19 protein-coding genes, 4 tRNA genes and 2 riboswitches are annotated in these 24308 nt (G+C 68.0%); of the genes, 10 read left to right on the top strand and 13 right to left on the bottom strand.

Going from position 1 to position 24308, the window contains the following annotated elements:
- Positions 1-10 precede the first annotated feature (10 nt).
- Positions 11-1639, top strand: a complete 1629-nt coding sequence (locus ACPP3B_RS10395) for a transglycosylase SLT domain-containing protein (RefSeq protein ID WP_424858936.1) — start codon at positions 11-13, stop codon at positions 1637-1639.
- 76 nt (positions 1640-1715) lie between these two features.
- Here ACPP3B_RS10395 and ACPP3B_RS10390 read toward each other — a convergent pair.
- The 10 genes from ACPP3B_RS10390 to ACPP3B_RS10345 form a co-directional block, all read right to left on the bottom strand.
- A tRNA-Gly gene (locus tag ACPP3B_RS10390) sits at positions 1716-1791 on the bottom strand.
- Positions 1792-1828: 37 nt separating this feature from the next.
- Positions 1829-1902: transfer RNA gene (locus tag ACPP3B_RS10385), tRNA-Cys, on the bottom strand.
- A gap of 62 nt (positions 1903-1964) precedes the next feature.
- Positions 1965-2040: transfer RNA gene (locus tag ACPP3B_RS10380), tRNA-Gly, on the bottom strand.
- A 95-nt stretch (positions 2041-2135) separates the two neighbouring features.
- Positions 2136-4556 carry an endopeptidase La gene (gene lon, locus ACPP3B_RS10375; protein WP_299020034.1) on the bottom strand — a complete coding sequence of 807 codons (2421 nt, stop codon included), beginning with the start codon at positions 4554-4556 and terminating at the stop codon, positions 2136-2138.
- An 84-nt stretch (positions 4557-4640) separates the two neighbouring features.
- Positions 4641-5906, bottom strand: coding sequence for an ATP-dependent Clp protease ATP-binding subunit ClpX (clpX, locus tag ACPP3B_RS10370; protein WP_424858935.1), 1266 nt, complete (start codon positions 5904-5906; stop codon positions 4641-4643).
- A gap of 52 nt (positions 5907-5958) precedes the next feature.
- The gene (gene clpP, locus ACPP3B_RS10365; protein ID WP_299020038.1) at positions 5959-6567 is read right to left on the bottom strand and encodes an ATP-dependent Clp endopeptidase proteolytic subunit ClpP; all 609 of its coding nucleotides are present in this window, start codon (positions 6565-6567) and stop codon (positions 5959-5961) included.
- A 163-nt stretch (positions 6568-6730) separates the two neighbouring features.
- Positions 6731-8041, bottom strand: a complete 1311-nt coding sequence (tig, locus tag ACPP3B_RS10360; RefSeq protein WP_424858934.1) for a trigger factor — start codon at positions 8039-8041, stop codon at positions 6731-6733.
- A 96-nt stretch (positions 8042-8137) separates the two neighbouring features.
- Complete coding sequence (locus ACPP3B_RS10355) at positions 8138-9427, bottom strand: SLC13 family permease (protein WP_424858933.1); 1290 nt, start codon at positions 9425-9427, stop codon at positions 8138-8140.
- A gap of 32 nt (positions 9428-9459) precedes the next feature.
- Positions 9460-9546: transfer RNA gene (locus ACPP3B_RS10350), tRNA-Leu, on the bottom strand.
- 57 nt (positions 9547-9603) lie between these two features.
- Positions 9604-10578, bottom strand: coding sequence for a GGDEF domain-containing protein (locus ACPP3B_RS10345; RefSeq protein WP_424858932.1), 975 nt, complete (start codon positions 10576-10578; stop codon positions 9604-9606).
- A gap of 210 nt (positions 10579-10788) precedes the next feature.
- Between ACPP3B_RS10345 and hpnC the strand changes: the two genes are divergently transcribed.
- Genes hpnC through hpnE form a run of 5 tightly spaced genes read left to right on the top strand, consistent with a single transcriptional unit; the run spans position 10789 to position 18163 of the window.
- Positions 10789-11694, top strand: coding sequence for a squalene synthase HpnC (gene hpnC, locus ACPP3B_RS10340; protein WP_424858931.1), 906 nt, complete (start codon positions 10789-10791; stop codon positions 11692-11694).
- Positions 11691-12767: an efflux RND transporter periplasmic adaptor subunit gene (locus ACPP3B_RS10335; RefSeq protein ID WP_424858930.1), complete on the top strand. Its 1077-nt coding sequence runs from the start codon at positions 11691-11693 to the stop codon at positions 12765-12767. Before hpnC ends, ACPP3B_RS10335 begins: the two co-directional genes overlap by 4 nt.
- A gap of 22 nt (positions 12768-12789) precedes the next feature.
- Positions 12790-15924, top strand: coding sequence for an efflux RND transporter permease subunit (locus ACPP3B_RS10330; protein WP_424858929.1), 3135 nt, complete (start codon positions 12790-12792; stop codon positions 15922-15924).
- The gene (gene hpnD / locus ACPP3B_RS10325) at positions 15921-16799 is read left to right on the top strand and encodes a presqualene diphosphate synthase HpnD (protein WP_424858928.1); all 879 of its coding nucleotides are present in this window, start codon (positions 15921-15923) and stop codon (positions 16797-16799) included. Before ACPP3B_RS10330 ends, hpnD begins: the two co-directional genes overlap by 4 nt.
- Positions 16796-18163 carry a hydroxysqualene dehydroxylase HpnE gene (gene hpnE, locus ACPP3B_RS10320; RefSeq protein ID WP_424858927.1) on the top strand — a complete coding sequence of 456 codons (1368 nt, stop codon included), beginning with the start codon at positions 16796-16798 and terminating at the stop codon, positions 18161-18163. Before hpnD ends, hpnE begins: the two co-directional genes overlap by 4 nt.
- Here hpnE and ACPP3B_RS10315 read toward each other — a convergent pair.
- Together ACPP3B_RS10315 and ACPP3B_RS10310 are read right to left on the bottom strand one after the other, a co-directional pair.
- Positions 18160-18834, bottom strand: coding sequence for a glutathione S-transferase family protein (locus ACPP3B_RS10315; RefSeq protein ID WP_299020048.1), 675 nt, complete (start codon positions 18832-18834; stop codon positions 18160-18162). The genes hpnE and ACPP3B_RS10315 overlap by 4 nt on opposite strands.
- Positions 18831-19634: an HAD family hydrolase gene (locus ACPP3B_RS10310; protein ID WP_424858926.1), complete on the bottom strand. Its 804-nt coding sequence runs from the start codon at positions 19632-19634 to the stop codon at positions 18831-18833. The genes ACPP3B_RS10315 and ACPP3B_RS10310 overlap by 4 nt, the downstream gene beginning before the upstream one ends.
- Positions 19635-19653: 19 nt before the next feature.
- Here ACPP3B_RS10310 and hemH point away from each other — a divergent pair, with 19 nt between their 5' ends.
- Genes hemH through ACPP3B_RS10295 form a run of 3 tightly spaced genes read left to right on the top strand, consistent with a single transcriptional unit; the run spans position 19654 to position 21855 of the window.
- Positions 19654-20745: a ferrochelatase gene (gene hemH / locus ACPP3B_RS10305; RefSeq protein WP_424858925.1), complete on the top strand. Its 1092-nt coding sequence runs from the start codon at positions 19654-19656 to the stop codon at positions 20743-20745.
- Between the two features lie 24 nt (positions 20746-20769).
- Positions 20770-21225 carry an RNA-binding S4 domain-containing protein gene (locus tag ACPP3B_RS10300; RefSeq protein ID WP_424858924.1) on the top strand — a complete coding sequence of 152 codons (456 nt, stop codon included), beginning with the start codon at positions 20770-20772 and terminating at the stop codon, positions 21223-21225.
- 42 nt (positions 21226-21267) lie between these two features.
- Positions 21268-21855 carry a peroxidase-related enzyme gene (locus tag ACPP3B_RS10295; RefSeq protein ID WP_424858923.1) on the top strand — a complete coding sequence of 196 codons (588 nt, stop codon included), beginning with the start codon at positions 21268-21270 and terminating at the stop codon, positions 21853-21855.
- Here the strand turns inward: ACPP3B_RS10295 and ACPP3B_RS10290 are convergent.
- Positions 21848-22279: an acyl-CoA thioesterase gene (locus tag ACPP3B_RS10290; RefSeq protein ID WP_299020058.1), complete on the bottom strand. Its 432-nt coding sequence runs from the start codon at positions 22277-22279 to the stop codon at positions 21848-21850. The genes ACPP3B_RS10295 and ACPP3B_RS10290 overlap by 8 nt on opposite strands.
- 67 nt (positions 22280-22346) lie before the next feature.
- Here ACPP3B_RS10290 and ACPP3B_RS10285 point away from each other — a divergent pair, with 67 nt between their 5' ends.
- Entirely contained in the window at positions 22347-24032 is a 1686-nt protein-coding gene (locus ACPP3B_RS10285; RefSeq protein WP_424858922.1) for a 4Fe-4S dicluster domain-containing protein, read from the top strand.
- Positions 24033-24055: 23 nt separating this feature from the next.
- A riboswitch (glycine riboswitch) is annotated at positions 24056-24156 on the top strand.
- Positions 24157-24164: 8 nt separating this feature from the next.
- Positions 24165-24302: riboswitch (glycine riboswitch) on the top strand.
- Positions 24303-24308 lie beyond the last annotated feature (6 nt).

Here is a 24308-nt window from a genome sequence, read left to right as displayed (position 1 = left end):
ACATTGCTCCATGACGGTTCTACGAAGACTCGTTTCGCTCCTGGCCACACTGACGCTCACGGCGTGCGGCACCCTGCCCACGGTCGAACCGCCCACCGCCACCCCGCAGGACCGCGCGCCTTCCCGCCCCGTGACGACCGGGGTCGGTACCCCGGTCTCTCCCATCAGCGAACCCGCCACCCGCGGCAGTGGCCCGGCTGGCGCCGTGACGGACGGCGGCCGCACGAGCGGGACAGCCAACGCGCCTTCCGCGGAACCCGTGGCGGTTGCCCCCGTGCCGAGCGTGCAACCCGTGGCCCCGGTCGTCGCCCCGACCGACCTTTGGCAGCGCATGGAAAACGGCTTTGCGATGCCCGATTTGGACGACGAGCGCGTGGCGCAATGGGAGCGTTGGTACGCCAGCCGCCCCGACTATTTGCAGCGCATGGCCGACCGCGCGAGCAAGTACCTGTTTCACATCGTCGAGGAGATCGAGCGCCGCGACCTGCCGCTAGAGCTTGCCTTGCTGCCCTTCATCGAGAGCGCCTTCAACCCGCAGGCGGTCTCGCACGCCAAGGCAGCCGGCATGTGGCAGTTCATGCCGGCCACCGGCAAGCACTTCGACCTGAAGCAAAACGCGTTTCGCGACGACCGACGCGACGTGCTGGCATCGACCCGCGCCGCGCTGGACTACCTCGAGCGGCTGTACCGTATGTTTGGCGACTGGCATCTGGCATTGGCCGCCTACAACTGGGGCGAGGGCAACGTGCAACGCGCCATCCGCCGCAACCAAGCCGCGGGCCTGCCGACCGGCTACCTCGATCTGCGCATGCCGGATGAGACCCGTCACTACGTGCCCAAGCTGCAGGCGATGAAAAACCTGGTGCGGGCACGAGGGCAACGCCACGTGGCACTGCCCACGATCGGCAACCACCCGTTTTTCGACACCGTGCGCATCGAGCGCGACATCGATGTCGCGCTCATCGCCCGGCTGGCCGACGTCTCCGAAGCCGACTTCCACACGCTCAACCCCGCGCACAACAAACCGGTGATCATGGCGGCGGGCACACCTGAGATCTTGCTGCCGTGGGACAACGCGCTGCGCTTCACCGAACGGCTGGCGCGTCACCAGGGGCCACTGGCCAGCTGGACCGCGTGGCGCGTGCCGCGCGACATGAGCCCCGCCCAGGCAGCGCAGCAGGTGGGCTGGGACGAGGCCGCGCTGCGCCAAGCCAATCGCATCCCACCGCGCATGCGACTCAAAGCGGGCTCCACGATTTTGGTGCCACGCGAAGGCAAGCTCGACCGCGACGTACCCGAGCAACTCGCCGACCATGGGCAGCTGATGCTCGCGCCCGATCGGCCTGCCACCCGCACGGTCCGCATCCAGGCGCGCAAGGGCGACACCATCGCCAGCCTGGCCCAACGGCACCGGGTGCGGGCGGCGGATCTGGTGGCGTGGAACGGCTTGGCCCCGAACGCGCGCCTGCGCGCAGGTCAGACGCTGGAAATCCAGGTGCCGGTGGCGCGCCCAGCCACCCGGAACGCGACGGCGCGCGCCAGTGACAAAGCCCGACGCACGCAGGCCAAGGCGCCTGCTCAGGCGCGCCCGCCCGCGACACGGGTCGCGCGTGTGCCGCAAAAATCCCGTTCGAACTGAGGTGCCACGGGGCCCGCGGTGGCCCCAAAGCCAAAGAAAAAAGGCAAGCCACCTGACTTGCCTTTGCATCCAACGATGGAGCGGGAAACGAGTCTCGAACTCGCGACCTCAACCTTGGCAAGGTTGCGCTCTACCAACTGAGCTATTCCCGCCTGGCACGACCCGTCACCAACAGGCCGTGACCGATCTTGGAGGCGCGGGCCGGAGTCGAACCGACCTACTCGGATTTGCAATCCGGTGCATAACCGCTTTGCTACCGCGCCGTGACCGGTTCTACCCGGCAGACCGCCGGTTGGAGCCACTGAATACCCAGCGACCCAAAATCTGGAGCGGGAAACGAGTCTCGAACTCGCGACCTCAACCTTGGCAAGGTTGCGCTCTACCAACTGAGCTATTCCCGCAGGATTTTCAAACTTCAGCGACGTTGTCGTCGCGCCGTCTGAAGCCATTATTCTATACCAAAAATCGGCCGCTTCTGATGCGGGGTCGGCGCCGCTCAATGCGTGACCGCCGGTGGCTCGACCCCGGCTGCCGCGGGCTCGACCACTGCTGGCACCGCTTCCGGCAGCGGCTGCGGCATGCGCTCCAGCGCCAACTCCAACACGCGGTCGATCCACTTCACCGGCACGATCTCCAGCCCTTGCTTGACGTTGTCGGGGATCTCGGCCAAGTCTTTGACATTGTCCTCGGGGATGAGCACGGTGCGAATGCCGCCACGCAGCGCAGCCAGCAGCTTCTCTTTGAGGCCACCGATGGCCGTGACCTCGCCGCGCAGCGTGATCTCGCCCGTCATGGCGACGTCCGCCCGCACCGGGATGCCGGTCAGCGCCGACACCATGGCCGTCGTCATCGCAATACCCGCGCTCGGGCCATCCTTGGGCGTGGCACCGTCGGGCACGTGGATGTGGATATCCTTTTTCTCGAACATCTCGTCGGGAATGCCCAGCCGCTGCGAGCGGCTGCGCACCACGGTGCGCGCGGCCTCGACCGACTCTTTCATCACGTCACCCAGCGAACCGGTGCGGATGACGTTGCCCTTGCCCGGCATGATCGCCGCCTCGATGGTGAGCAGATCGCCCCCCACCTCCGTCCATGCCAGGCCCACCACCTGGCCGACCTGGTTTTGCTGTTCCGCGCGGCCATAGGTGTATTTGCGCACGCCCAAAAAGTCGGCCAGGTTGTCTGGCGTGACGACGACGGGCTTTTGCATCTTGCCCAGCAGCAACCCCTTGACCACCTTGCGACAGATGCGCGAGATTTCGCGCTCCAGCGCGCGCACACCGGCCTCGCGTGTGTAGTAGCGCACGATGTCGCGTACCGCGGCCTCGGTCACCTCCAGCTCGTCGTCCTTGACCCCGTTGTTGGCGCGCTGCTTGGGCAGCAGGTAGCGCAGCGCGATGGCGACCTTTTCGTCCTCGGTGTAGCCCGACAGGCGGATGACCTCCATGCGGTCCAGCAGCGCCGGCGGGATATTGAGCGAGTTGGACGTGGCCACGAACATCACGTCCGACAGGTCGAAGTCGAGCTCGACGTAGTGGTCCTGGAAGGTGTGGTTCTGCTCGGGATCGAGCACCTCCAGGAGGGCCGACGCCGGGTCACCGCGGAAGTCCATGCCCAGCTTGTCGATCTCGTCGAGCAAGAACAGCGGGTTGCGCACCCCCACCTTGGTGAGGTTTTGCAACACTTTGCCGGGCAAGGCGCCGATGTAGGTACGGCGATGGCCTCGGATTTCGGCCTCGTCGCGCATGCCGCCCAGCGCCATGCGCACATATTTGCGCCCGGTGGCCTTCGCGATGGACTGGCCCAGCGATGTCTTGCCCACGCCCGGCGGGCCCACGAGACACAGAATGGGCGCCTTGACCTTATCCACCCGTTGTTGTACCGCCAGGTACTCCAGGATGCGCTCCTTGACTTTCTCCAACCCGTGGTGGTCGGCGTTGAGCACCTCCTCCGCATACGCCAGGTCGTGGCGCACCTTGGTCTTTTTGCTCCAGGGCAGGTTGACCAGCACGTCGATGTAGTTGCGCACCACGGTGGCCTCGGCCGACATGGGCGACATCAGCCGCAGCTTCTTGAGCTCGGCTTCGGCTTTCTTGCGCGCCTCCTTGGGCATGCGCGCGGCCTTGATTTTTTTCTCGAGTTCCTCCAGATCGGCGCCCTCTTCGCCCTCACCGAGCTCTTTCTGGATGGCCTTGACCTGCTCGTTGAGGTAGAACTCGCGCTGGTTCTTCTCCATCTGGCGCTTGACGCGCCCGCGGATGCGCCGGTCGACGTTGAGGATCTCGACCTCGGCCTCGAGCTGCGCGAACAGGTTTTCCAGCCGCGCCACCAGTTGCTCCAGGTCGAGCACGCTTTGCTTGGCCTCGAGCTTGAGCGGCAGGTGCGCCGCGATGGTGTCGGCCAGCCGCCCCGGATCGTCGATGCTGGCGATCGAGGTCAGGATCTCGGCCGGAATCTTCTTGTTGAGCTTGACGTACTGGTCGAACTGCTGCATCACGGCGCGGCGCAGCGCCTCGAGCTCGGTCGGGTCCACCCCGCGCTGCTCCGCCTCGGCATCGACCGGCAGCACGTTGGCCGAAAAGTGCGCTTCGCCCTCCTCGACCTGCAGCACCTTGGCGCGCTGCACCCCCTCGACCAGCACCTTCACGGTACCGTCGGGCAGCTTGAGCATTTGCAGGATGCTGGCCACACACCCCATCTCGAACAGGTCACCGGGCTTGGGCTCGTCCTTGGCCGCGGTCTTTTGGGCCACCAGCACGATGCGCCGCTCGTGCGCCATCGCGGCCTCGAGCGCCTTGATGCTCTTGGGCCGCCCCACGAACAGCGGGATGACCATGTGGGGAAATACCACCACGTCGCGCAGCGGCAACAGCGGCAGCTCGACGGGCTGGGGGGGAAGCGGGGTTTGTCCGGACATGGAAGGGTTCCTTTCTCGCGGCACAGTTGGGGGCGGCGAAGCCGGACTTCAAGCGCCCCGTGCGCCCGGCGCCGGGATACGCGCTCAGGCCTGCTTGGCCGCTTCGCGGTAGACGAGCAACGGGGCCTTGCCCTCGGTGATGGTGGCTTCTTCCACCACCACGCGCTCGACGTTGCGCAGACTGGGTAACTCGAACATGGTATCCATGAGCGCCTGCTCGAGGATCGAGCGCAGGCCGCGCGCGCCGGTCTTGCGCTGCAGCGCCTTGCGCGCGATCGCTCGCAGGGCGGCGGGTCGCACTTCCAGTTCGACCCCCTCCATCGCAAACAGTTCGGCAAATTGTTTGACGACCGCGTTCTTGGGCACGGTCAGGATATCGACCAGCGCGTCTTCGGTCAGCTCGGCCAGCGCGGTGACGACCGGCAGGCGACCCACCAACTCAGGAATCAACCCGTAGCGCACCAGGTCGTCCGGCTCCACCTGGGCAAACAGCTCGGTGACCGGGCGCTCGCGCTTGCTGCGCACCGCCGCGCCAAACCCGATGCCCGAGGCTTCGGTGCGCTGCTCGATGATCTTCTCCAACCCCGCAAAGGCGCCACCGCAGATGAACAGGATATTGGTCGTGTCCACCTGCAGCATGTCCTGGTTGGGATGCTTGCGACCGCCCTGGGGCGGCACGCTGGCCACCGTGCCCTCGATCAGCTTGAGCAACGCTTGCTGCACCCCCTCGCCCGAGACATCGCGCGTGATCGAGGGGTTTTCCGACTTGCGCGTGATTTTGTCGATCTCGTCGATGTAGACGATGCCGCGCTGGGCTTTTTGCACGTCGTAGTCACACGTCTGCAGCAGCTTGGCGATGATGTTTTCCACGTCCTCGCCCACGTAACCGGCCTCGGTCAGCGTGGTGGCGTCGGCCATCACGAACGGCACGTCGAGCTTGCGCGCCAGTGTGGACGCCAGCAGCGTCTTGCCCGAACCGGTGGGGCCGATGAGCAGAATGTTGCTTTTGGCCAGCTCGACGCCGCTCTTTTTCACTTCATCGTTGTGGCGCAACCGCTTGTAGTGGTTGTACACGGCCACCGCCAGCGTCTTTTTGGCGGCTTCCTGCCCGATCACATACTGGTCCAGGTGGGCCTTGATCTCGGCCGGCGTGGGCAGCGTGTCGGTGACGGTTGGCGCGCCCAGCTCGGTGCCGGCCGTCTCGTCGCGGATGATGTCGTTGCACAGGTCGATGCACTCGTCGCAGATGAAGACCGATGGCCCTGCGATGAGCTTTTTGACCTCGTGCTGGCTCTTGCCGCAAAACGAGCAATACAGGGTCTTGTCGCGGCTGCCTTTTTTCTCGGCCATGGGTGGTGCGTTGCCTTGCGTAGCGTTGGATGGGATGGCGGGGACGGCGGTATCAGGCGCGCTTGTCGATGACTTTGTCGACCAAGCCGTACTGCGCCGCTTCGGTCGCCGACATGAAGTAGTCACGCTCGGTGTCGCGCTCGATTTTCTCCAGCGGCTGGCCGGTGCGCTCGCTCAAGATACGGTTGAGGTCGGCACGCAGGCGCAGAATCTCGCGCGCGTGGATTTCGATGTCCGTCGCTTGGCCCTGCGCCCCGCCCAGCGGCTGGTGGATCATGACGCGCGAGTTGGGCAGGGCGAAGCGCTTGCCCTTGGCACCCGCCGCCAACAGGAACGCCCCCATGCTGGCCGCCATGCCGATGCACAGCGTCGAGACGTCGGGCTTGATGAAGTTCATGGTATCGAAGATCGCCATGCCGGCGCTGACCGAGCCGCCCGGCGAGTTGATGTAGAGCGAAATGTCCTTGTCGGGATTTTCGCTCTCCAAAAACAGCAACTGGGCGACCACCAGGTTGGCCGTTTGGTCGTTGACCGGGCCGACCAGAAAGACGACCCGCTCCTTCAGGAGGCGGGAGTAGATATCGTAGGCGCGCTCGCCCCGGCCCGATTGCTCGATGACCATCGGGACCAGGCCTAGGTTCTTTGCATCCAATGCGCTCATGCGTCGTTTCGCTCCGAGAAAGTCGAAGAGGGTGTTCGGGGTCTTACTGTAACCGCTCCCGGCACTTTGCGATGCGGACCCAACGAAAAGGGCGGACCGCGTCCGCCCTCCACCGCTATCGCCGCCCCCCCCACGAGGGGCGTGCGCCAGCACCGTCGACGCGTCAGCCTTGGCCCATCAGCTCGGCAAAGTCGATGCGTTTGGGCGTCACTTTGGCCTGGCTGAAGATATGGTCGGCCACGTTGTTTTCCAGCACGATGGCCTCGATCTCGGCCATGCGCTCGGGGTTGGACTGGTACCAACGCACGACCTCTTCCGGGTACTCGTAGGAGGCCGCCAGCTCGCGCAGGTGCGCGTCGATCTGCTCGGGCGTGGCGCGCAGATCGTTGGCCTTGATCAGCTCGGCCACCACCAGGCCCAGGCGCACACGGCGCTCGGCCTGCGACTGGAACAGCTCGCGCGGAATCGGGGCCTTGTCCGCATCTTTGATGCCGCGCTGCTTGAGGTCGTTGCGCGCGCCCTCGACCAGGCGGTCGATCTCGGCCTCGATCGCCGATTTGGGCAAATCCAGCTCAGCCGCGGCGGCCAGCGCGTCCAGCGCCGCCGTCTTGTTGCGCGCCTGTAGACGGAACCTGACCTCGCGCTCGAGGTTGCGGCGGATGTCGGCGCGCAGCGCCTCCATCGTGCCCTCTTCGATGCCGAGCGAGCGGATGAACGCCTCGTCGATCTCCGGCAACTGCTGCTGCTCGATACCCTTGACCGTGACCAGGAAGTCTGCGGTCTTGCCGGCGACTTCCTTGCCGTGGTAGTCGGCAGGGAACGCGAGCGGGAAGGTCTTGGACTCGCCCACCTTCATACCCAGCACGGCATCTTCGAACTCCTTGAGCATCTGGCCCTCGCCGAGCACGAAGCGGAAGTCGCTGGCCTTGCCGCCTTCGAACGGCTCGCCGTCGATCTTGCCCTCGAAGTCGATCGTCACGCGATCCCCATTCTGCGCGGCTTCGCCCTCGGCGCGCGGGGTGAACGTGCGGCGCTGCTTGCGCAAAATCTCCAGCGTGCGCTCGATCGCGGCCTCGTCTACCTCGGCCTCGAGCTTCTCGAGCTCGACCGCCGACAGGTCGCCGAGCTTGACTTCGGGAAACACCTCGAACACCGCCTCGAACGCCACCACCCCCTCGGGCGCGCCGTCCTTCTCGCTAATGCGGGGCTGACCCGCGACGCGCAGCTGCGCCTCGGCAATCGCGGCATTGAACGCCTGCCCGACCTGGTCGTTCATCACCTCGTACTGCACCGAGTAGCCGTAGCGCTGCGCCACCACCGACAACGGCACTTTGCCGGGCCGGAAACCATCCATCTTGACCTGGCGCTGCAGCCGCTTCAGACGGGCGTCCACCTCTTTCTGGATCGCCTCGAGCGGCAGCTCAAGCGTGATCTTGCGCTCGAGCTTGTCCAGGGTTTCGACATTGACTGCCATGATTGCTCCTGTGGTTCGAAAACGGGCCTGTCCGCCGGACAAATCCCAAAAGTCGGCGCTGCGCGAATCGGTCGATCCGGCTGCAGCGGGCAAACTTCACATTGTAGCGAAGCCCATCCGGGCCGCCAGCGCCTGCCAGCCCCACCACGCCAGCAAGCTGATGACGGTGGCGGGCACGCCGATGGCCGCATGTCGCCGCCAGTCGAGCGTGATGCCGTCGCGCTGCGCCAGATCGGCCACGATCAAATTGGCGATCGACCCCACCAACAGCAGGTTGCCTGCATAGGTGCTGACCAGCGCCAGCGTGACGCCCTGATCGTGCCCCTGCAGGTGCGGCAGCAGCAGCATGACCGCCGGCACGTTGGACACCAGGTTGGACAACGTCACACCCGCCACGGCCAGCACGAGCGGATCAGCCAGCGCGATGCCGCGCGCCGCCAAGGCAGCGACGGCCTGCGCCGCCAACCCCGTACCCTCGAAGCCGTGGTTGACGATGAACAGCCCGGCAAACAGCAGCAGCAACGGCCAGTCGACCAGCCCCATGACCTGCGCCGAGTGCAAACGGCGACTCAGCAGCAAGATGCCCGCGGCGACCAGCGCCGCCACCTCGTGGGGCCAGTCGGTGAACAAAAACACCATCAGCAGCACCCCTGCCACCAGCAGCCCTTTGGTGGATTGCCACCGGTCGAACGCTGGCGTATCGAGATCGACCCCAGCAGCCGCCCCCGTCAGCGGACGGAGTGGCACGGTCGGCGTGGCGCCGGTGCGCAACCGCCAGGCCATGAATGCCCACAGCCCGGCAAGCGCCAGCAGCACCGGTGGCAATGCCGCACGCACATAGGCGCCGAACGGAATTCCCATGACGGAGCCGATGAGCATATTCTGAGGATTGCCGATCAACGTGGCGGCCGAACCGATGTTGGCGGCACAAGCCACCGCCACCAGCCACGGCACCGGATCCCAGCCGCGCTGCCACGCCATGCGCACGACGACCGGTGTGACCGCCAGGCACACCACGTCGTTGGAAAACACGGCCGACAGCGCCGCCACCACCACCAGCAGCGCGCCCATGAGCGCCGTCGGCGCCAGCGGCCAGCTACCGACGGCCCGGGTGACGGCGGTGTAGAAGCCCCCGAGCCGCATCTGCGCCGACAGCACCATGAACGCGAACAGCAGCACCAGCGTCGGCAGGTCGATGGCCGCGGCGGCCTCCTCGACGGACCAGCCGTTGACCGCGATCATGGCGATGGCCCCAAGCACCGCCACCCCGGTGCGGTCCAGCTTGAGCCGCGGCAAGCCCCCCAGGAACATGCCGAGATAAACGATGGCGAACACGGCGACCGTGGCAACGGGGTGCCAATCGGGCGCTGGCACAAAGTCAATCATGCGGGCGTCAGACAGAGGGGGGATTGGGCCGTTGGTGCGCGGGGGGGGACTCGAACCCCCACGCCATCGCTGGCGTCAGGACCTAAACCTGGTGCGTCTACCAATTTCGCCACCCGCGCACGGCTTCGGGGCCCATCGGCGCCCGGTCGGAACAGGCCGCGATTGTAGCGCCAGGTTCAGAACAACTCGACGTCGCCACCCGCACCGCGATGCGTTTCGGGCTCGCCCGTCTGCACGTCGGTCTCGTAGCCGCGCACCTGGTTGCGCCCCTGCGCCTTGGCCAGATACACCGCACGGTCGGCGCGCTCGAAGGCGTCGGCCGGTGTATCGTGCTCGCGCACAGCGGTGTAGCCGATGCTGACCGTGATACGCCCCACCTGGGGGAAAGGGAAACCCTCGACGTTGCGTCGCAGCCGCTCGAAGGCGCTGGCCGCGGCAGTGGCATCGGCTGCGCGCGCCAGCACGACGAATTCCTCGCCACCGAACCGGTACAGACGGTCATCGTGCCGGAACGTGCTGCGCAGAATGCGCGCGATCAACAGCAACACTTCGTCGCCGATCAGGTGCCCGTAGCGGTCGTTGACCGATTTGAAGTGATCCACATCGATCACGGCCAGCCAATGCGCGCCACCGCTGCCGGGACGCCGCTGCCCGTGCGGCCCATCGGGCGCTTGGGGCGTCACCCGGGTGGCTTTGTAGAAGGCGTCGTCGAACGATTTGCGGTTCAGCAACCCAGTCAGCGTGTCGCGCTCGCTCGATTCGAGCACGTTGATGAAATTTTCGAAAATCCGCGCCATGCCCTCGGCGACCTGTACGCGATGGGGATCGGGCGCGCCGTCGAAATCCGCCTCGATGAGCAAACGCCGGTCGGACTCGGTCAGGATGGGGACCAACAGCCGTGCCGCGCCGTCGTCCGTCAAGAGGCGGGTCTGCCGCGACTGCCAGGCCTGCTCGCGCTGCGGATCGGCATCCACCCGGGGCAAATCCGCCAGCGTCATCCACGCCGGCGACGATTGCGGCACGGGCGCGCCCCGCTCCAGCCGGGCCCGGTTCAACAGCCGGTCACCGTCGGCATCGGGCACCGCCTCCCACAGCGTCACGGCCCGGGCATCGAGCAACGGCCGCATCACCTCCACCAGGGTCGCGTCCATGCTGTCACGATCCCTGCCCCGCGTCAGTCGCGCGAGCTGCTCGAGGTGTTGCAACACTTGGCGCATGGTTCCCTGGAGACTGGCTGCTGTTACTGTTGTACTGGTGAGAGCCGGCGCCGACCGCATGCACTGCTCGAGTGCGCGATAGCGACGCATCGAACGATCGTACCAGTTTCGGGGGCTTTTGAGCCCCCGGAAAAACACCGCGTCATGCGGCTGTGGCAACATCCGACCATGGCGTTTGCTTCGGCCGTCGATCATTATGAAAACTTCCCCGTCGCCTCGTTGCTGTGCCCGCCGCAGTGGCGTGAAGCGGTCGTGGCCATCTACCGCGTGGCTCGCTGGGCCGACGATGTGGCGGATGAGGGCGACGCCCCGCCCGCCGAACGGCTGGCCCAGTTGGCGGCGCTGCGGGACCTGTTGCAGCGCCTTTGGAGCGACGACGACACCGTCACGCGCCAAGCGGACTGGGCGCCCATGCTGGTACCGCTGCAAGCGGCCCGCCAACGCCACGGCCTGCCATTGGCACCCTTCCTGGATTTGCTCGACGCGTTCGAGCAGGACGTGCGCTGGACCGCCGACGGCCGCCGCTACCGCGACGACGCCGAGCTGCTGGACTACTGCCGCCGTTCCGCCAACCCGGTCGGGCGCTTGATGCTGCACCTGGCGGGTGTGCAGACCCCCACGGCACTGGCGCACAGCGACGCCATCTGCACCGGGCTGCAACTGGTCAATCTGTGGCAAGACTTGGGGCAGGATCGCGCCCGCGGGCGCTGGTATGTGCCCGATGCGTGGCTGAGGCACGCCGGCCTCGACCCCCACCGCCCCCTGGCCGACTGGACCGATGCCGAGCTGACCCCTGTCGTGCAGCGAGGTTGTCGGTTGGCGCTGCACCATTTGCGCGCCGGTTGGTCTTTGCCGCTCGCCATCGGCGGGCGCTTCGGCTGGGAATTGCGCCTCGTGCTGCAGGGCGCGTTGCGGGTGCTGCAGCATATCCAGGCGCTCGGCTGGCGCACGCTGCACCAACGCCCCACCCTGCGCGCACGCGACCTGCCGCTACTTATGTGGCGCGCGTGGCATCATCGACCCCCATCGAACCCCGCCCTTTGCGCATGACACGCCGCCCCCTATCCGCTCTGTGGTTGCTGCTGGCGTTGGCCGCCGCGCCCTCGCACGGCTCGCCCCCCACCTCGCCCGCCCCCACCGCGTCCCCGCCCGCGCCCTCGGCCACGCTCACCGTGCGCGCGCAGCCGCTGGCCGAGGTGGCGGTCTATCCGACGCGCAGCGTCAGCGCCCAGGTGGCACCACGCAACGAAGCGCGCATCGCGGCCGAGGTGGGTGGCGTGCTGCAGCGCTGGGAGGCCGATGTGGGCACGCGCGTGCGCGCCGGGCAGGTGCTGGCACGGCTCGATGAGACCGACCTAGCGCTGGCCGTGGAGCGCGCGCGCGCCGCACGCGATGCGGCACAGGCGCGCTTGGGCATGGCCCAGGCCCAGCTGGCACGCGCGCGCCAACTGCAGGCACAGGGTTTTCTGTCGCCCGAGGCGCTGACCCTGCGCGAAACCGAACTCACGGTGCAGCAAGCCGACCTGGCACAGACGGAAGCCGCGCTGCGCAGCGCCGAGCGTCAGCGGGCCAAAGCCGTGGTGCGCGCGCCCTTTGCCGGCACCATCACCCAACGGGTGGCTCAGCAAGGCGAGACGGTGGCCGCGGGCACCCCACTGTTCGTGCTGGCCCAAACGGAGGGCAGCGAGTTGCACGCGGCGCTGCCCCCCGCCGACGCGCAGACACTGCAGCGCGTGCGGGAACTGGTCTTCGAAGCCGAATCCGGCGTGCAGCGGCGCGCGCAAGTGCTGCGCGTGGTCGATGCCGTCTCGGCCGGCACGCGGCTGCAGACGGTGCGCCTGCGCCTACTGGGCGAACCCTTGCCGCCGGGCACCCCGGGCCTGCTGCGCTGGCAGACCAGCGACCCCCACGTGCCTGCCACGCTGTTGGTGCAGCGCGAGGGTCGGCTGGGCGTCTTCGTGGCCGAGGGCGAGGGCGCGGCAGCACGCGCGCGCTTCGTGCCTCTGACGCAAGCACAAGAGGGCCGGCCCGCACCGGCGACGGGGCTGCCCACGCAGGCGCGCCTCGTCACCCAGGGGCAGCAGGCGTTGCGCGATGGCCAACCCATCACGGTCGGCCCCTGAGGCACGCCCCCGGAGATGGTCCATGCGGCTGCTGCGCGCCCTCATCACCAACCACCCCCTGGCCAACATCGCGTTCGCGGTCGTCATGCTCCTGGGCCTGCTGGCCTATGTGCAAATGCCGCGCGAGCGCGACCCGGAGATCAACTTCAACTGGGTCAACGTCACCACGGTGCTGCCGGGCGCCAGTGCCGAGGAGGTCGAGCGGCTGGTCACCAACCCGCTGGAGGATGCCATCCAGGGCGTGGCCGACATTCGGTTCGTGAGCTCCAGCTCGCGCGAGAATGTCTCCAGTCTGCTGGTGCGCTTTGGCGACATCGACGAGCGTACCTTCGACAAGCGCATGAACGATCTGCGGCGCGAGATCCAAAACAAAGCGAGCGCCGAGCTGCCCGATGAGGCGCGCGAGCCGCGCGTGCTCGAGTTTTCCACCTCCAACGGCTTTCCCACCGCCATCATGCGGCTAACCGGGCCGGCCGACGACGAGGTGCTGCGGCGCGAGGGGCGGCGCATCCGCCAAGCCCTGGAGCGGCTGCGCGGCGTCGACCAGGTGTTCGCCTCTGGGCTGCGCGACCCGGAGCTGCTGGTGCGCCCCGATCCGGCGGCGCTGGCGGTGCGCGGGCTGACGGCCGCTGACGTGGCAGACGCGCTGCGCGCCCACTGGCGCGACACCGCGGCGGGCACACTCGCCACCCGGCAAGGCGTGTGGACGATCGCCGTCAGCGGCGTCGAGCTCGACCCGGAACGCCTGGCGCAACTGACCGTGACGTCCGCTGTGCGGCCCGGTGCGTTCGCCCGCTTGGGCGACGTGGCCCAAGTAACGTGGGCGCGCGCCAAACCGTCGCAGCTCGCGTCGATGGACGGGCAGCCTGCGATCTCGCTGGCGTTGACCAAAAAAGCCCGCGTCAACACCTTGAGGCTGCTCGACGATGTGCGCGCCTTCATCGAGCGCGAAAACGCCGTGCTGGCCACCCAGGGGCTGCAGCTGACGCTGACCGATGACCAGACCATCCCCACGCGCGAGGCGATCGACGTCATGCAAACCAACGCGCTCTATGGCGTCGTCTTGGTGCTGGCGGTCAGTTGGGTGTTTTTGGGCTGGCGCATCGGCGTGCTGGTCGCGCTCGGCATCCCGTTCTCGCTGCTAGGCACATTTGCCGTCTTGCAGGGGATGGACTACACCCTCAATATCTCCGTTTTACTGGGCGTGGTGATCGCGCTGGGTATGCTGGTGGACGACGCCGTGGTGGTGGTGGAGGCGATCTACTACCGCATCGAGCGCGGACAGGCCGCGCTGCCGGCCTGCCTGGACGGCATTGCCGAGGTGTGGAAACCCGTGTTGGCCTCGGTGGCGACGACGCTGGCCGCGTTTTTGCCCCTGATGCTGATGCCGGGGATCGTCGGCAAATTCATGTTCATCATCCCGTTCGTGGTGACGCTGGCGTTGCTGATCTCGCTCGTCGAGGCGTTTTGGATGATGCCGGTACACGTGGCCATGATGAAGGTGCGGCTGGACCAGCCGGGGCGCGTGCAACGCTGGCGCAACCGCTTCAACCGCGCGCTGCGCCTGCGCTACGGGCAGGCGCTGGTGGTGGTTCTGCGTCGGCCCTGGACCTTTTTGGGGCTGGGCGCGCTGGTGGTGGCGGGTGCCGCGGCGCTGCTGGCCACCGGCGTGGTGCGCGTGCAGTTTTTCGCCTTCGACCCGATCCGGGCGTTCTACGTCAACGTCGACATGCCCGCCAGCGCCTCACTGGAAGAAACGCTGGCCGAGACCGAGCGGGTGGAGCAAGTGGTGCGCCGCCACCTGCGCGGCGTGGGCGACGCCGCGCAGGGGCACGAAGCGCGCGCCGTCACCTCGACCGCGGGGCTGAAGTTCACCCAGACCGAACCGGTATACGGTGACGCCTACGGGCAGGTGTTCGTTTCGCTCAATCCACGCACGCCGGGCGCACGCGAGGTGCAAGAGGTGGTGGAGGCGATGCGGCGCGAGGTCGAAACGCTGCCCGGCCCCGGGCGCAAGAGCTTCACGCTGCTGTCGGGCGGGCCGCCGGCGGGCAAGCCCATCAGCGTCAAAGTGCGCGGCGACGACTTCGACCAGATCCAAGCCGCCGCCGACGCCTTGAAGGCCGTCATTGCCACCCTGCCCGGCACGCGCGACATCCAGGACGACAACATACCCGGGCGCGGCATGCTGCGCCTGACGCTCCAACCCGAGGCGCTGCGCGAGCTGGGCATCGGGCCCGCGCAGGCCACACGGCTGGTGCGGCTGGCGGTCGACGGCGAGGTGGTGGCCTTCACGCGCGAGGCGGGCGACAAGATCGAGCTGCGCGTGCGCCAGCGCCTGCTCGACGCACCACCGCCGGACCCCTCGGCGCTGTTGGCCACGCCGGTGACGCTGCCCAACGGCCAGGTGACGCAACTCGGGGCGCTGGTGCAGGCGGAACTCCAGCCCACGCGCGGCTTCATTCGCCACCACAACCTGCGCCGCGCCATCACGGTCGAGGCCGATCTCGACAAGGCCGTGCTCGACACCACCGAGGCCAACCGCCGCATCCAGGCCGCATGGGACACGCTGCGACTGCAGCACCCTGGCGTCGATCTGGACTTTTCGGGCGAGCTGGAAGACATCAACGAAAGCCTGGCCGCCATGCAGCAACTGTTCTTGCTCGGCGTCGGGTTGATCTACCTGATCCTGGCCGCCCAGTTTCGCAGCTACGGCCAGCCGCTGATGATCCTGGTCACGGTGCCGTTGGCCTTCGCCGGGGTGGCCATTGGCCTGGCCATCACGCGCCACCCGTTGTCGCTGTACACGCTGTACGGGGTCATCGCGCTCACCGGCATCGCGGTCAACTCGGCCATCGTGCTCATCGACGCCGCCAACGACCGGCTGCGCCAGGGACTGGGGTTGATGCACGCCATCGTCTGGGCGGCGCGGCGGCGCGTGGTGCCCATCCTCATCACCAGCACCACCACCATCGGTGGGCTCGTGTCGCTCGCGTTCGGGCTGGGGGGGCAAAGTCTGCTGTGGGGCCCAGTGGCCTCGGCCATCGTGTGGGGGTTGCTGGTCTCGACGGCGCTGACGCTGTTCATGGTGCCGTTGCTGTACGGCCTGTTCATGCGTCCGGTGGCTGCGCGCTGGGCGCGGGAGGCGGCGACATGACGCCCGAGCGGCTGGCGCAGGCCCAGGCCTATGCCCAGGAGCGCGCGGCGGCGTCGGGCAGCAGCTTTTATTACGCTTTTTTGTTTTTGCCCGCGCCGCGACGCGCCGCCATCACCGCGTTCTACGCCTTTTGCCGCGAGATCGACGACATCGTCGATGAAGTGCACGACCCCGCCGTGGCACAAGCCAAGTTGGCCTGGTGGCGCGAGCAGGTGCGGCGCACCTTCGCCGGTCAGACACCGGAACATCCGGCGCTCGTGGCCCTGCAGCCACACATCCAGCCCTACGGCCTGCACGTCGAGCCGCTGCTGCAGGTCATCGAGGGGTGCGAGTGGGACCTGCAGCAAAGCCGCTATCTGGACTTTGCGCAGCTACAGCGCTACTGCCACCTGGTCGCGGGCGTCGTCGGCGAGGTCGCGGCGCGCATATTTGGCCAGACCCAACCCGCCACCACCGACTACGCACATCGGCTGGGGCTGGCGTTTCAGCTCACCAACATCATCCGCGACGTGGGCGAAGACGCGCTGCGTGGTCGGCTGTACCTGCCCATTGCCGAGCTGCAGCGCTTCGACGTCAAGGCGCACGAGATCCTGCGCCGCGGTGTCGGGGCCAGCCCCGACTTTGCGTCACGCTTCGGCGCCCTAATGCGCTTTCAGATCGAGCGCGCGCTGGCCATCTATGAGGAGGCGATCGCACTGCTGCCGGCCCCCGACCGGCGTGCACAAAAACCAGGCTTGATGATGGCCAGCATCTACCGCACGCTACTGGACGAGATCGCCCAAGACCCGATGCTGGTGCTGACGCAACGCGTGGCGCTGACGCCGCTGCGCAAATTCTGGCTGGCCTGGAAGGTGCAGGCCCTGGGGCGGCTGTGACGCGAACGGTGGCCGTCGTGGGCGGCGGCTGGGCCGGCTTGGCCGCCGCCATCGCCGCGCAGGATGCTGGCTGGCACGTGACGTTGCTGGAGGCGTCCCCCTACTGGGGTGGCCGCGCGCGTACCGTGCCCGTGTTGGACGAGGCCGGCACGACATGGCCGCTGGACAACGGACAACACATCCTGATCGGCGCCTACACCGCCACGCTGGGCCTGATGCGACGCCTGGGCGTGCCGCTGGCCCAGACACTGCAGCGCCTGCCGCTGACCCTGCGCTACCCCGATGGCATGGGCCTGGTGCCGCCTGCTTGGGGCCCGCGCCTGCCACCCCGCTTGGCGCCGTTGGCGCTGGGCGCGGCCCTGCTGCGCGCACGTCCCTGGCCATGGCGGGCGCGGCTGGCGGCACTGCGCGCCCTGGCGGGGTGGCTGCGCCCCGTGGATGCCCGCAGCCCCGACACCCCGGTGGCCAACCTTTGCGCAGGGCTCCCAGATCCGGTGGTGCGCGACCTGATCGAGCCCCTGTGCGTCGCGGCGCTCAATACCCCCATCGAGCGGGCCAGCGCCTGGGTTTTCCGGCGCGTGCTGCGCGATGCGCTGCTGGGGCCTGCCCCCGCCCCCTGGGCGCCGAGCGACCTGTTGCTGCCCCGCGCCGACCTGGGCCAAGTGCTGCCCGAACCGGCCACCGCCACTCTGCGCGCGGGCGGTGCCGTGCTGCGCTCCGGCGCGCGGGTGGTGGGGCTGCAACGTGCGGCTGGCGTTGGCTGGCGGCTGCAGCTGGCCAGTGGCGATACGCTGCAGACCCAGGCCGTGGTGCTGGCCTGCCCGGTCGCGGCCACGGCCCGCCTGCTGGCCGCGTCTGGCCTGGACGCCGAGCCGACTGTCGCCGCCTGGTGCGCCACGGCAGCCGCCCTGCACCACCAACCCATCGCCACGGTCTACCTGCGCCCACCCCCGGACTGGCATTGGCCGGCGGCCGAGCCCATGCTCGCGCTGCACACCCACCCGGTCACCGCCCCCGCGCAATTCGTGTTTTGGCGCCGGCCGCTGGCCAACAGCGCACCGGTTCTCGCACTGGTGGCCAGCGCCCCGGCGCCAGCGCTGGCCACCGATCGCAGCGCGCTCTTGCGCGCCGTGCAAGAGCAATTGCAGCGCCAGCTGGGGCTAGACGGCTGTACGCTGCTTGCGACGGTGGTGGAAAAACGCGCCACCTTCGCCTGCACCCCCGGCCTGCGACGCCCCGGCATGCACGTGGCACCCGGCCTGCTGGCCGCGGGCGACGCCATCGACGGCCCCTACCCCGCGACCCTGGAGGGTGCGGTGCGCAGCGGGCTGGCCGCTGCCGCCGCGCTGTCAGCGCGCGCCTAGCCGGCGGCGCTGCTTTTTTGCGCCGCCTCTTTCTCTTTGAGCGCCCGATACGCCGGGCGTGCATGGCAGCGTTGCAGCCACTCGTGCACATGGGGGAAGGCATGCATCAGCTCGGGCGACGAACGCACCCAGTTGGCCACGCTGGCCACACACACGTCCGCCACCGTAAAGCGCTCCGCCGCCAGATGGGGCCAGCCACGTTGCGCCTGCACCTGCAAGTGCGCCTCTAGTACGGCCAGCGGCCCGCGCACGCGCTGCTCCGCGGCGGCCAGCCGGTCGGCGTCGCGCCGCTCGGGGGGCAGTCCGCGCCGGTGCATCAGCACGGTCAGTGCGTCGGCCTCCAACTCGGTCATGGCCCAGAAGGCCCAGCGCAGCGCCTCGGCATCCTCCGCCGGCGAGGCGGGCGCCAGGTCACTGCCGTCCCCGCGGCCGTGGTGGCGCGCCAAGTAGAGCGCGCACGCCATCGACTCCCATACCACCACGCGCCCCTCGGGCCGCTCGTCGATCAGCACGGGGATGTGGCCGTTGGGGTTGAGTGCCAAAAATTCCGGTGTGCGCGTCGCACCCCCTTGGTAGGGCGTGGGAATGTGCTGATAGTCGATGCCCAATTCCTGCGCCACCCATAGCGGGCGCACGGCGCGAGAGGCGAATATGCCATGGATCGTGATCATGTCGAGCCTTTCCAGGGGGAGTTGACAGGGACGACCGAGCGCACGGACGCCAGCCCCAACGCCTCGCACAACGCCGCCAGGTGGGGCACCTGCAGGTGGGGGCGCTCGTGCGGCGCCGCGGGTTCTGCCACTGCGGGCGTGGGGCCATGGGGCGGGGCAGCGAGCGCTGCGCGCCACTCACGCCCGGCGCGATCGACCCACGCTGCCTGCATGCCCGCACGCAGCGCGCCAAGCACGTCGTGATGGACATCGTCGCCCACGTGCAGCACATGCTCGGGCGCCACACCGACCAGGGCGGCGGCGGCGCGAAAAATTCGCGCGTCGGGCTTGGCCACCCCCGCCTCGCGCGCGCCCAGCCGGGCATGGAACCATTGGCCGATGCCGACGCGCTGCACATCGGCATTGCCGTTGGACAGCGCGACCACCGGATAGCGCGCGGCCAGCGCCTCCAGGGCCGGGCGCACATCTTCGAACAGCGTCACGCCCTGCCGTTCGGCAAAAAACACCTCGAACGCCGGCTCGGCCAGCGCGGGATCGTCGCCCGCCCGGCGCAGGGCGGCACGGATTGCCTCGCGGCGCAAAAAGCTCAGGTCGTGGCGGTGCTGGGAGTGTTGCCGCTCGACCTCGGCGCGGATGGCGCGCCGCATCGCCGGATCGTGCAACAAGGCAGCCGTCGCCGGCGCATGCGCGTGCAACCATTGCTGCAGCATCGCTTCGGCGCGCTCGATCGTCGGCCATACCGGCCACAGGGTGTCGTCCAGATCGAGGGTGATCGCGCGCACGCGTGCAGGGTCGAACATGTCTGCGCGAGAATACCGCATGACCATGCGCACCGAGCCCCCCTACACCCATGGCCAGGCGGCCCACACCGGTATCCTCTGGGTCAATCTGGGCACCCCCGAGGCGCCCACACCGGCCGCGCTGCGGCGCTACCTGGCCGAATTTCTGAGCGACCCGCGCGTGGTCGAGATCCCACGCCCCATCTGGTGGCCGATCCTGCACGGCATCATCCTCAACGTGCGGCCGCGCCAATCCGCCGCCAAATACGCCACCATCTGGACGCCGGAGGGCTCGCCGCTCAAAGTCTGGACCGAACGCCAGGCCAAATACCTGCAAGGCATGCTAGGAGAACGCGGCCACCGCGTCCAGGTGTGCTGGGCCATGCGCTACGGCCAACCCGCCGTGCGGCGCGAGCTCGACGCGCTCAAGGCCGCGGGCTGCAAGCGCATCCTCATCCTGCCCGCCTACCCCCAGTACTGCGCGGCGACCACCGCCAGCGTGTTCGACGAAGTCTATGCCTGGGCGGGCCGCTTGCGCTGGGTACCGGAGCTGCGCTTCGTCAACCACTACCACGACGACGCGGGCTACATCGCCGCGCTGGCCGAGCGGGTGCGCGCGCACTGGGCCCAGGTGGGCCAGCCCGAGCGGTTGGTGATGAGTTTTCACGGCATGCCTGCGCGCACGCTGCAGCGCGGCGACCCCTACCACTGCGAATGCCATAAGACGGGCCGCCTGCTGGCCGAGGCGCTGGGCCTGTCGCGCGACCAATACGTGATGACATTCCAGTCGCGCTTCGGCCGCGCCAAGTGGCTCGAGCCCTACACCGAACCCACGCTGGTGGCGCTGGCGCGCCAGGGCGTACGGCGGGTGGACGTGATCTGCCCGGGGTTTACCGGCGACTGCATCGAGACATTGGAAGAAATCGACCAGGAGGCACGCGAGGCGTTCCTGGCCGCGGGCGGCCAGACCTTTCACTACATCCCGTGCCTCAACGACGACCCGACGTGGCTGCGCGCGCTGGCCGACATCGCCCAGCGCCACTTGGCAGGCTGGCCCACGACGGTGCAGCCGTCGGACGCCGAACGCGCGGCCAGCCGCGAGCGGGCACTGGCGCTGGGAGCGGTGCAGTGACCGGTCAGGGGTGAGGAGCACGCCATGGCCCGCCACTCTCCGCCGACGCCAGACGACACCCCCGGCCGCGTGCGCCTGGACAAGTGGCTGTGGGCGGCGCGCTTTTACAAGACGCGCGCGCTGGCCGCCGAGATGATCGAACGCGGCCGTGTGCTCGTCAACGGGGCGCCCGCCAAGGCCAGCCGCGAACCCCGGCCGGGTGACGTCATTCGACTGCGCACTGGCGACGTGGAGCGCACGGTGGTCGTGCGCGCGCTTTCCGCCGTGCGCGGCCCGGCGAGCCAGGCCATGCTGCTGTACGAGGAAACGCCCGAATCCATCGCCGCGCGCGAACGCCACGCCGAGCTGCGCCGCCTGGCCCCGGAGCCGGCGGCCACGCTGACCCAAGGCCGCCCCACCAAACGCGACCGGCGACGCATCGACGCGCTGCGCACACCGCCGGCGTGGAACACACGCTGGAGCGCCTCGCTGGAAGAGTAAGCGCCCCATCCCCCTCGACCCATGGCCACACAGGAGCCCCGCATGAACCCCCGCTATCCACTGCCCGAGCTGACCGATCTGCCCGACGACATCCGTCAGCGCATCCTCGACGTGCAGGCCAAAGCCGGCTTCGTGCCGAACGTGTTTCTGATGCTGGCGCGCCGGCCGGCGGAGTGGCGCGCCTTCTTTGCCTACCACGACGCGCTGATGATGCCCGAGACCGTCGGCCGCACCTCCAACCTGACCAAGGGCGAGCGCGAAATGATTGTGGTCGCTACCAGCGCCGCCAACCAGTGCCTGTACTGCGTGGTCGCGCACGGAGCCATCCTGCGCATCTACGAAAAAAAGCCCCTGATCGCCGACCAGGTGGCCATCAACTACCGCAAGGCCGACATCAGCCCGCGCCAGCGCGCCATTCTGGACTTCGCGATGAAGGTCTGCCAGCAATCACACACCATCGACGACGCCGACTTCGTGGCGCTGCACGCGCACGGCCTGGACGACGAGGACATTTGGGACATCGCGGCCATCACCGCCTTCTTCGGCCTGTCGAACCGCATGGCGTCCTTCAGCGGCATGCAGCCCAACGACGAGTTCTATTTGCTCGGCCGCCTGCCCAAGGTCAAGTGACGCCCTCGGCCAGCCGCTGGCGCAGCGCCGCGGGCAATGGCACCGAGCGCTGCGCCGGAAAGTCCACCCACACCACCGTCGCGCCCCCGTTGGCATAGACGGTATCGCCGCCATCCGTGCGCAGCAGCTCGTGGAACATGTCGAACGAGCGCTGACCTAGCGCGCCCACATAACTGCGCACGATCACGTCGCCCGGGTACTCGAGCTGCCGCCAAAAATTGCAGAACGCGTTGGCGATCACTGGCCCGCAGCCGCGCGGGTTGGCGGGCATACCCCACTCGCCCATCCATTGCAGCCGGGCGCTTTCCATGTAGCGAAAGTACACGGTGTTGTTGACGTGCCCCATGGCATCCATGTCCCCCCAACGGATGGGAATCGTCATGGTGTGCACGAGGCGCTTGTCGGTCGGCAGGTCGATGCGCATGGGCGGTGGTCCATCTTGTCGGTGACTTGACAGCGATGGTAAGGCCATCGCCACTACAATGCGGCGCATGAAAACCCCGGCGCATTTGATCGAGCAGTTTGGCCCGCGCGAGGCCATGGAATACGACGTCGTCATCGTCGGCGCGGGCCCGGCAGGGCTGGCCACGGCCATCCGGCTCAAACAACTCGCCGCCCAAAAAGGCGCCGACGTCAGCGTCTGCGTGCTGGAAAAAGGCTCCGAGCCCGGCGCGCACATCCTGTCGGGGGCGGTCATGGACCCGCGCGCCATCACCGAGCTCTTTCCCGACTGGAAGGAGCGCGGCGCGCCGCTGAACCAGCCCGTCACCGGTGACGAGGTGCTGTTCCTGGAAGAAGACAGCGCCATGCGCACGCCGCACTGGCTACTGCCCGAGTGCTTTCACAACGAGGGCAACTACGTCATCAGCCTGGGTGCCGTGACCAAATGGATGGGCGAGCAGGCCGAGGCGCTGGGCGTGGAGATTTTCCCGGGCTTTACCGCCGCCGAGGTGCTCTACGATGAGCAGGGTCGCGTCGTGGGCGTGGCCACGGGACACCTGGGCCTGGGCAAGGACGGGCAGCCGACCGACGCCTTTCAGCTCGGCATGGAGCTGCGCGCCAAGTACACCGTCTTCGCCGAGGGGGCGCGCGGGCACCTGGGCAAGGAGTTGATCGCGCGCTTCCGGCTCGACGAGGGCAAGGACCCGCAAACCTACGGCATCGGCATCAAAGAGCTGTGGGAAATCCCACCTGAAAAAGCCAAGCCCGGGCTGGTGGTGCACACCGCCGGTTGGCCGCTGGACGAACACACCTACGGCGGCGGGTTTCTGTACCACCTCGAGGGCAACAAGGTCACGCTGGGCTTCGTGGTGGGGCTGGACTATCAAAACCCGTGGTTGAGCCCGTTCGAGGAGATGCAGCGCTGGAAGACGCACCCCGCCATCCGGGCGCACATCGAAGGCGGCAAGCGCATCGGCTATGGCGCGCGTGCCATCACGGCGGGGGGGTTGCTCAGCTTGCCCAAGCCCGTCTTTCCCGGCGGTGCGCTGGTGGGCTGCGACGCGGGCTACCTCAACGCCGCACGCATCAAAGGCAGCCACGCCGCCATCAAGACCGGCATGCTGTGCGCCGAGGCGGCATTCGAGGCGCTGCAAGCGGGGCGCCAACACGACGAGCTGGCGGCGTACCCGGCCGCCTTCGAGCAGAGCTGGCTCTATCAGGAATTGCACCGGGCACGCAACTTCAAGACGTGGTTCAAAAAGGGCAACACCATCGGGGCGCTGATGACCGGCATCGAGCACTGGCTGCTGCCCAAGCTGGGCATCCAGAGTCCGCCCTGGACCGTGCATCGCCACAGCCCCGACCACGCTCGCTTGCACGCGGCCAGTCAAGTCGAGCCCATCCGCTACCCCAAGCCCGATGGCGTGCTCACGTTCGACCGCTTAAGCAGCGTTTTCCTGTCCAACACCAACCACGAAGAAAACCAGCCCGCTCACCTCACGCTCAAGGATCCAACGGTGCCGATAGCGGTCAACCTGGCCCTCTACGGGGGACCGGAGAGCCGCTACTGCCCTGCCGGGGTGTACGAGTTCGTCGAGAAGGACGGCGGGCCACAGCTCGTCATCAACGCGCAAAACTGCGTGCATTGCAAAACCTGCGACATCAAAGACCCGACGCAAAACATCGTTTGGGTGACGCCGGAAGGCGGCGGCGGCCCGAATTACGCCGGCATGTGATGGGCGCCGACGTCGCGTTACAATGCGGCGCATCAGGAGAGCGCAGATGACGCCATGGCGTCGAACTGCCGCCGAAGGCGCAGGCCAACGCCGAACGCTCAGGCAAAAGGACTGATGCAACACCCCGCGGGGTGTTTGCCTGCTGGAGAGAGGCGTCGCCAGCGGCCCCAGTGCCAGGCGTCGCCCACCGAAGGAGCAAGCGGCGTGCGCGACCGCATGGGTGGCGCGGCGTCGGCGAATCTCTCAGGTAAAGCGGACAGCAGGTGTGCCCCGGTG

Origin of the sequence: Tepidimonas sp. HKU77 (genome assembly GCF_049728535.1) — a bacterium.
Taxonomy (GTDB): Bacteria; Pseudomonadota; Gammaproteobacteria; order Burkholderiales; family Burkholderiaceae_C; genus Tepidimonas.
Note: the sequence above shows the minus strand (reverse complement) of the source record. Positions and strands in the feature narration are given on the sequence as shown.

What these genes read in the sequence shown, in the direction of transcription:
- ACPP3B_RS10395 (WP_424858936.1), top strand. Translation starts at nt 11, where the DNA reads ATGACGGTTCTACGAAGACTCGTTTCGCTCCTGGCCACACTGACGCTC.
- lon (WP_299020034.1), bottom strand. Translation starts at nt 4,556, where the DNA reads ATGTCCGGACAAACCCCGCTTCCCCCCCAGCCCGTCGAGCTGCCGCTG.
- clpX (WP_424858935.1), bottom strand. Translation starts at nt 5,906, where the DNA reads ATGGCCGAGAAAAAAGGCAGCCGCGACAAGACCCTGTATTGCTCGTTT.
- clpP (WP_299020038.1), bottom strand. Translation starts at nt 6,567, where the DNA reads ATGAGCGCATTGGATGCAAAGAACCTAGGCCTGGTCCCGATGGTCATC.
- tig (WP_424858934.1), bottom strand. Translation starts at nt 8,041, where the DNA reads ATGGCAGTCAATGTCGAAACCCTGGACAAGCTCGAGCGCAAGATCACG.
- ACPP3B_RS10355 (WP_424858933.1), bottom strand. Translation starts at nt 9,427, where the DNA reads ATGATTGACTTTGTGCCAGCGCCCGATTGGCACCCCGTTGCCACGGTC.
- ACPP3B_RS10345 (WP_424858932.1), bottom strand. Translation starts at nt 10,578, where the DNA reads ATGGACGCGACCCTGGTGGAGGTGATGCGGCCGTTGCTCGATGCCCGG.
- hpnC (WP_424858931.1), top strand. Translation starts at nt 10,789, where the DNA reads ATGCGGCTGTGGCAACATCCGACCATGGCGTTTGCTTCGGCCGTCGAT.
- ACPP3B_RS10335 (WP_424858930.1), top strand. Translation starts at nt 11,691, where the DNA reads ATGACACGCCGCCCCCTATCCGCTCTGTGGTTGCTGCTGGCGTTGGCC.
- ACPP3B_RS10330 (WP_424858929.1), top strand. Translation starts at nt 12,790, where the DNA reads ATGCGGCTGCTGCGCGCCCTCATCACCAACCACCCCCTGGCCAACATC.
- hpnD (WP_424858928.1), top strand. Translation starts at nt 15,921, where the DNA reads ATGACGCCCGAGCGGCTGGCGCAGGCCCAGGCCTATGCCCAGGAGCGC.
- ACPP3B_RS10315 (WP_299020048.1), bottom strand. Translation starts at nt 18,834, where the DNA reads ATGATCACGATCCATGGCATATTCGCCTCTCGCGCCGTGCGCCCGCTA.
- ACPP3B_RS10310 (WP_424858926.1), bottom strand. Translation starts at nt 19,634, where the DNA reads ATGTTCGACCCTGCACGCGTGCGCGCGATCACCCTCGATCTGGACGAC.
- hemH (WP_424858925.1), top strand. Translation starts at nt 19,654, where the DNA reads ATGACCATGCGCACCGAGCCCCCCTACACCCATGGCCAGGCGGCCCAC.
- ACPP3B_RS10300 (WP_424858924.1), top strand. Translation starts at nt 20,770, where the DNA reads ATGGCCCGCCACTCTCCGCCGACGCCAGACGACACCCCCGGCCGCGTG.
- ACPP3B_RS10295 (WP_424858923.1), top strand. Translation starts at nt 21,268, where the DNA reads ATGAACCCCCGCTATCCACTGCCCGAGCTGACCGATCTGCCCGACGAC.
- ACPP3B_RS10290 (WP_299020058.1), bottom strand. Translation starts at nt 22,279, where the DNA reads ATGCGCATCGACCTGCCGACCGACAAGCGCCTCGTGCACACCATGACG.
- ACPP3B_RS10285 (WP_424858922.1), top strand. Translation starts at nt 22,347, where the DNA reads ATGAAAACCCCGGCGCATTTGATCGAGCAGTTTGGCCCGCGCGAGGCC.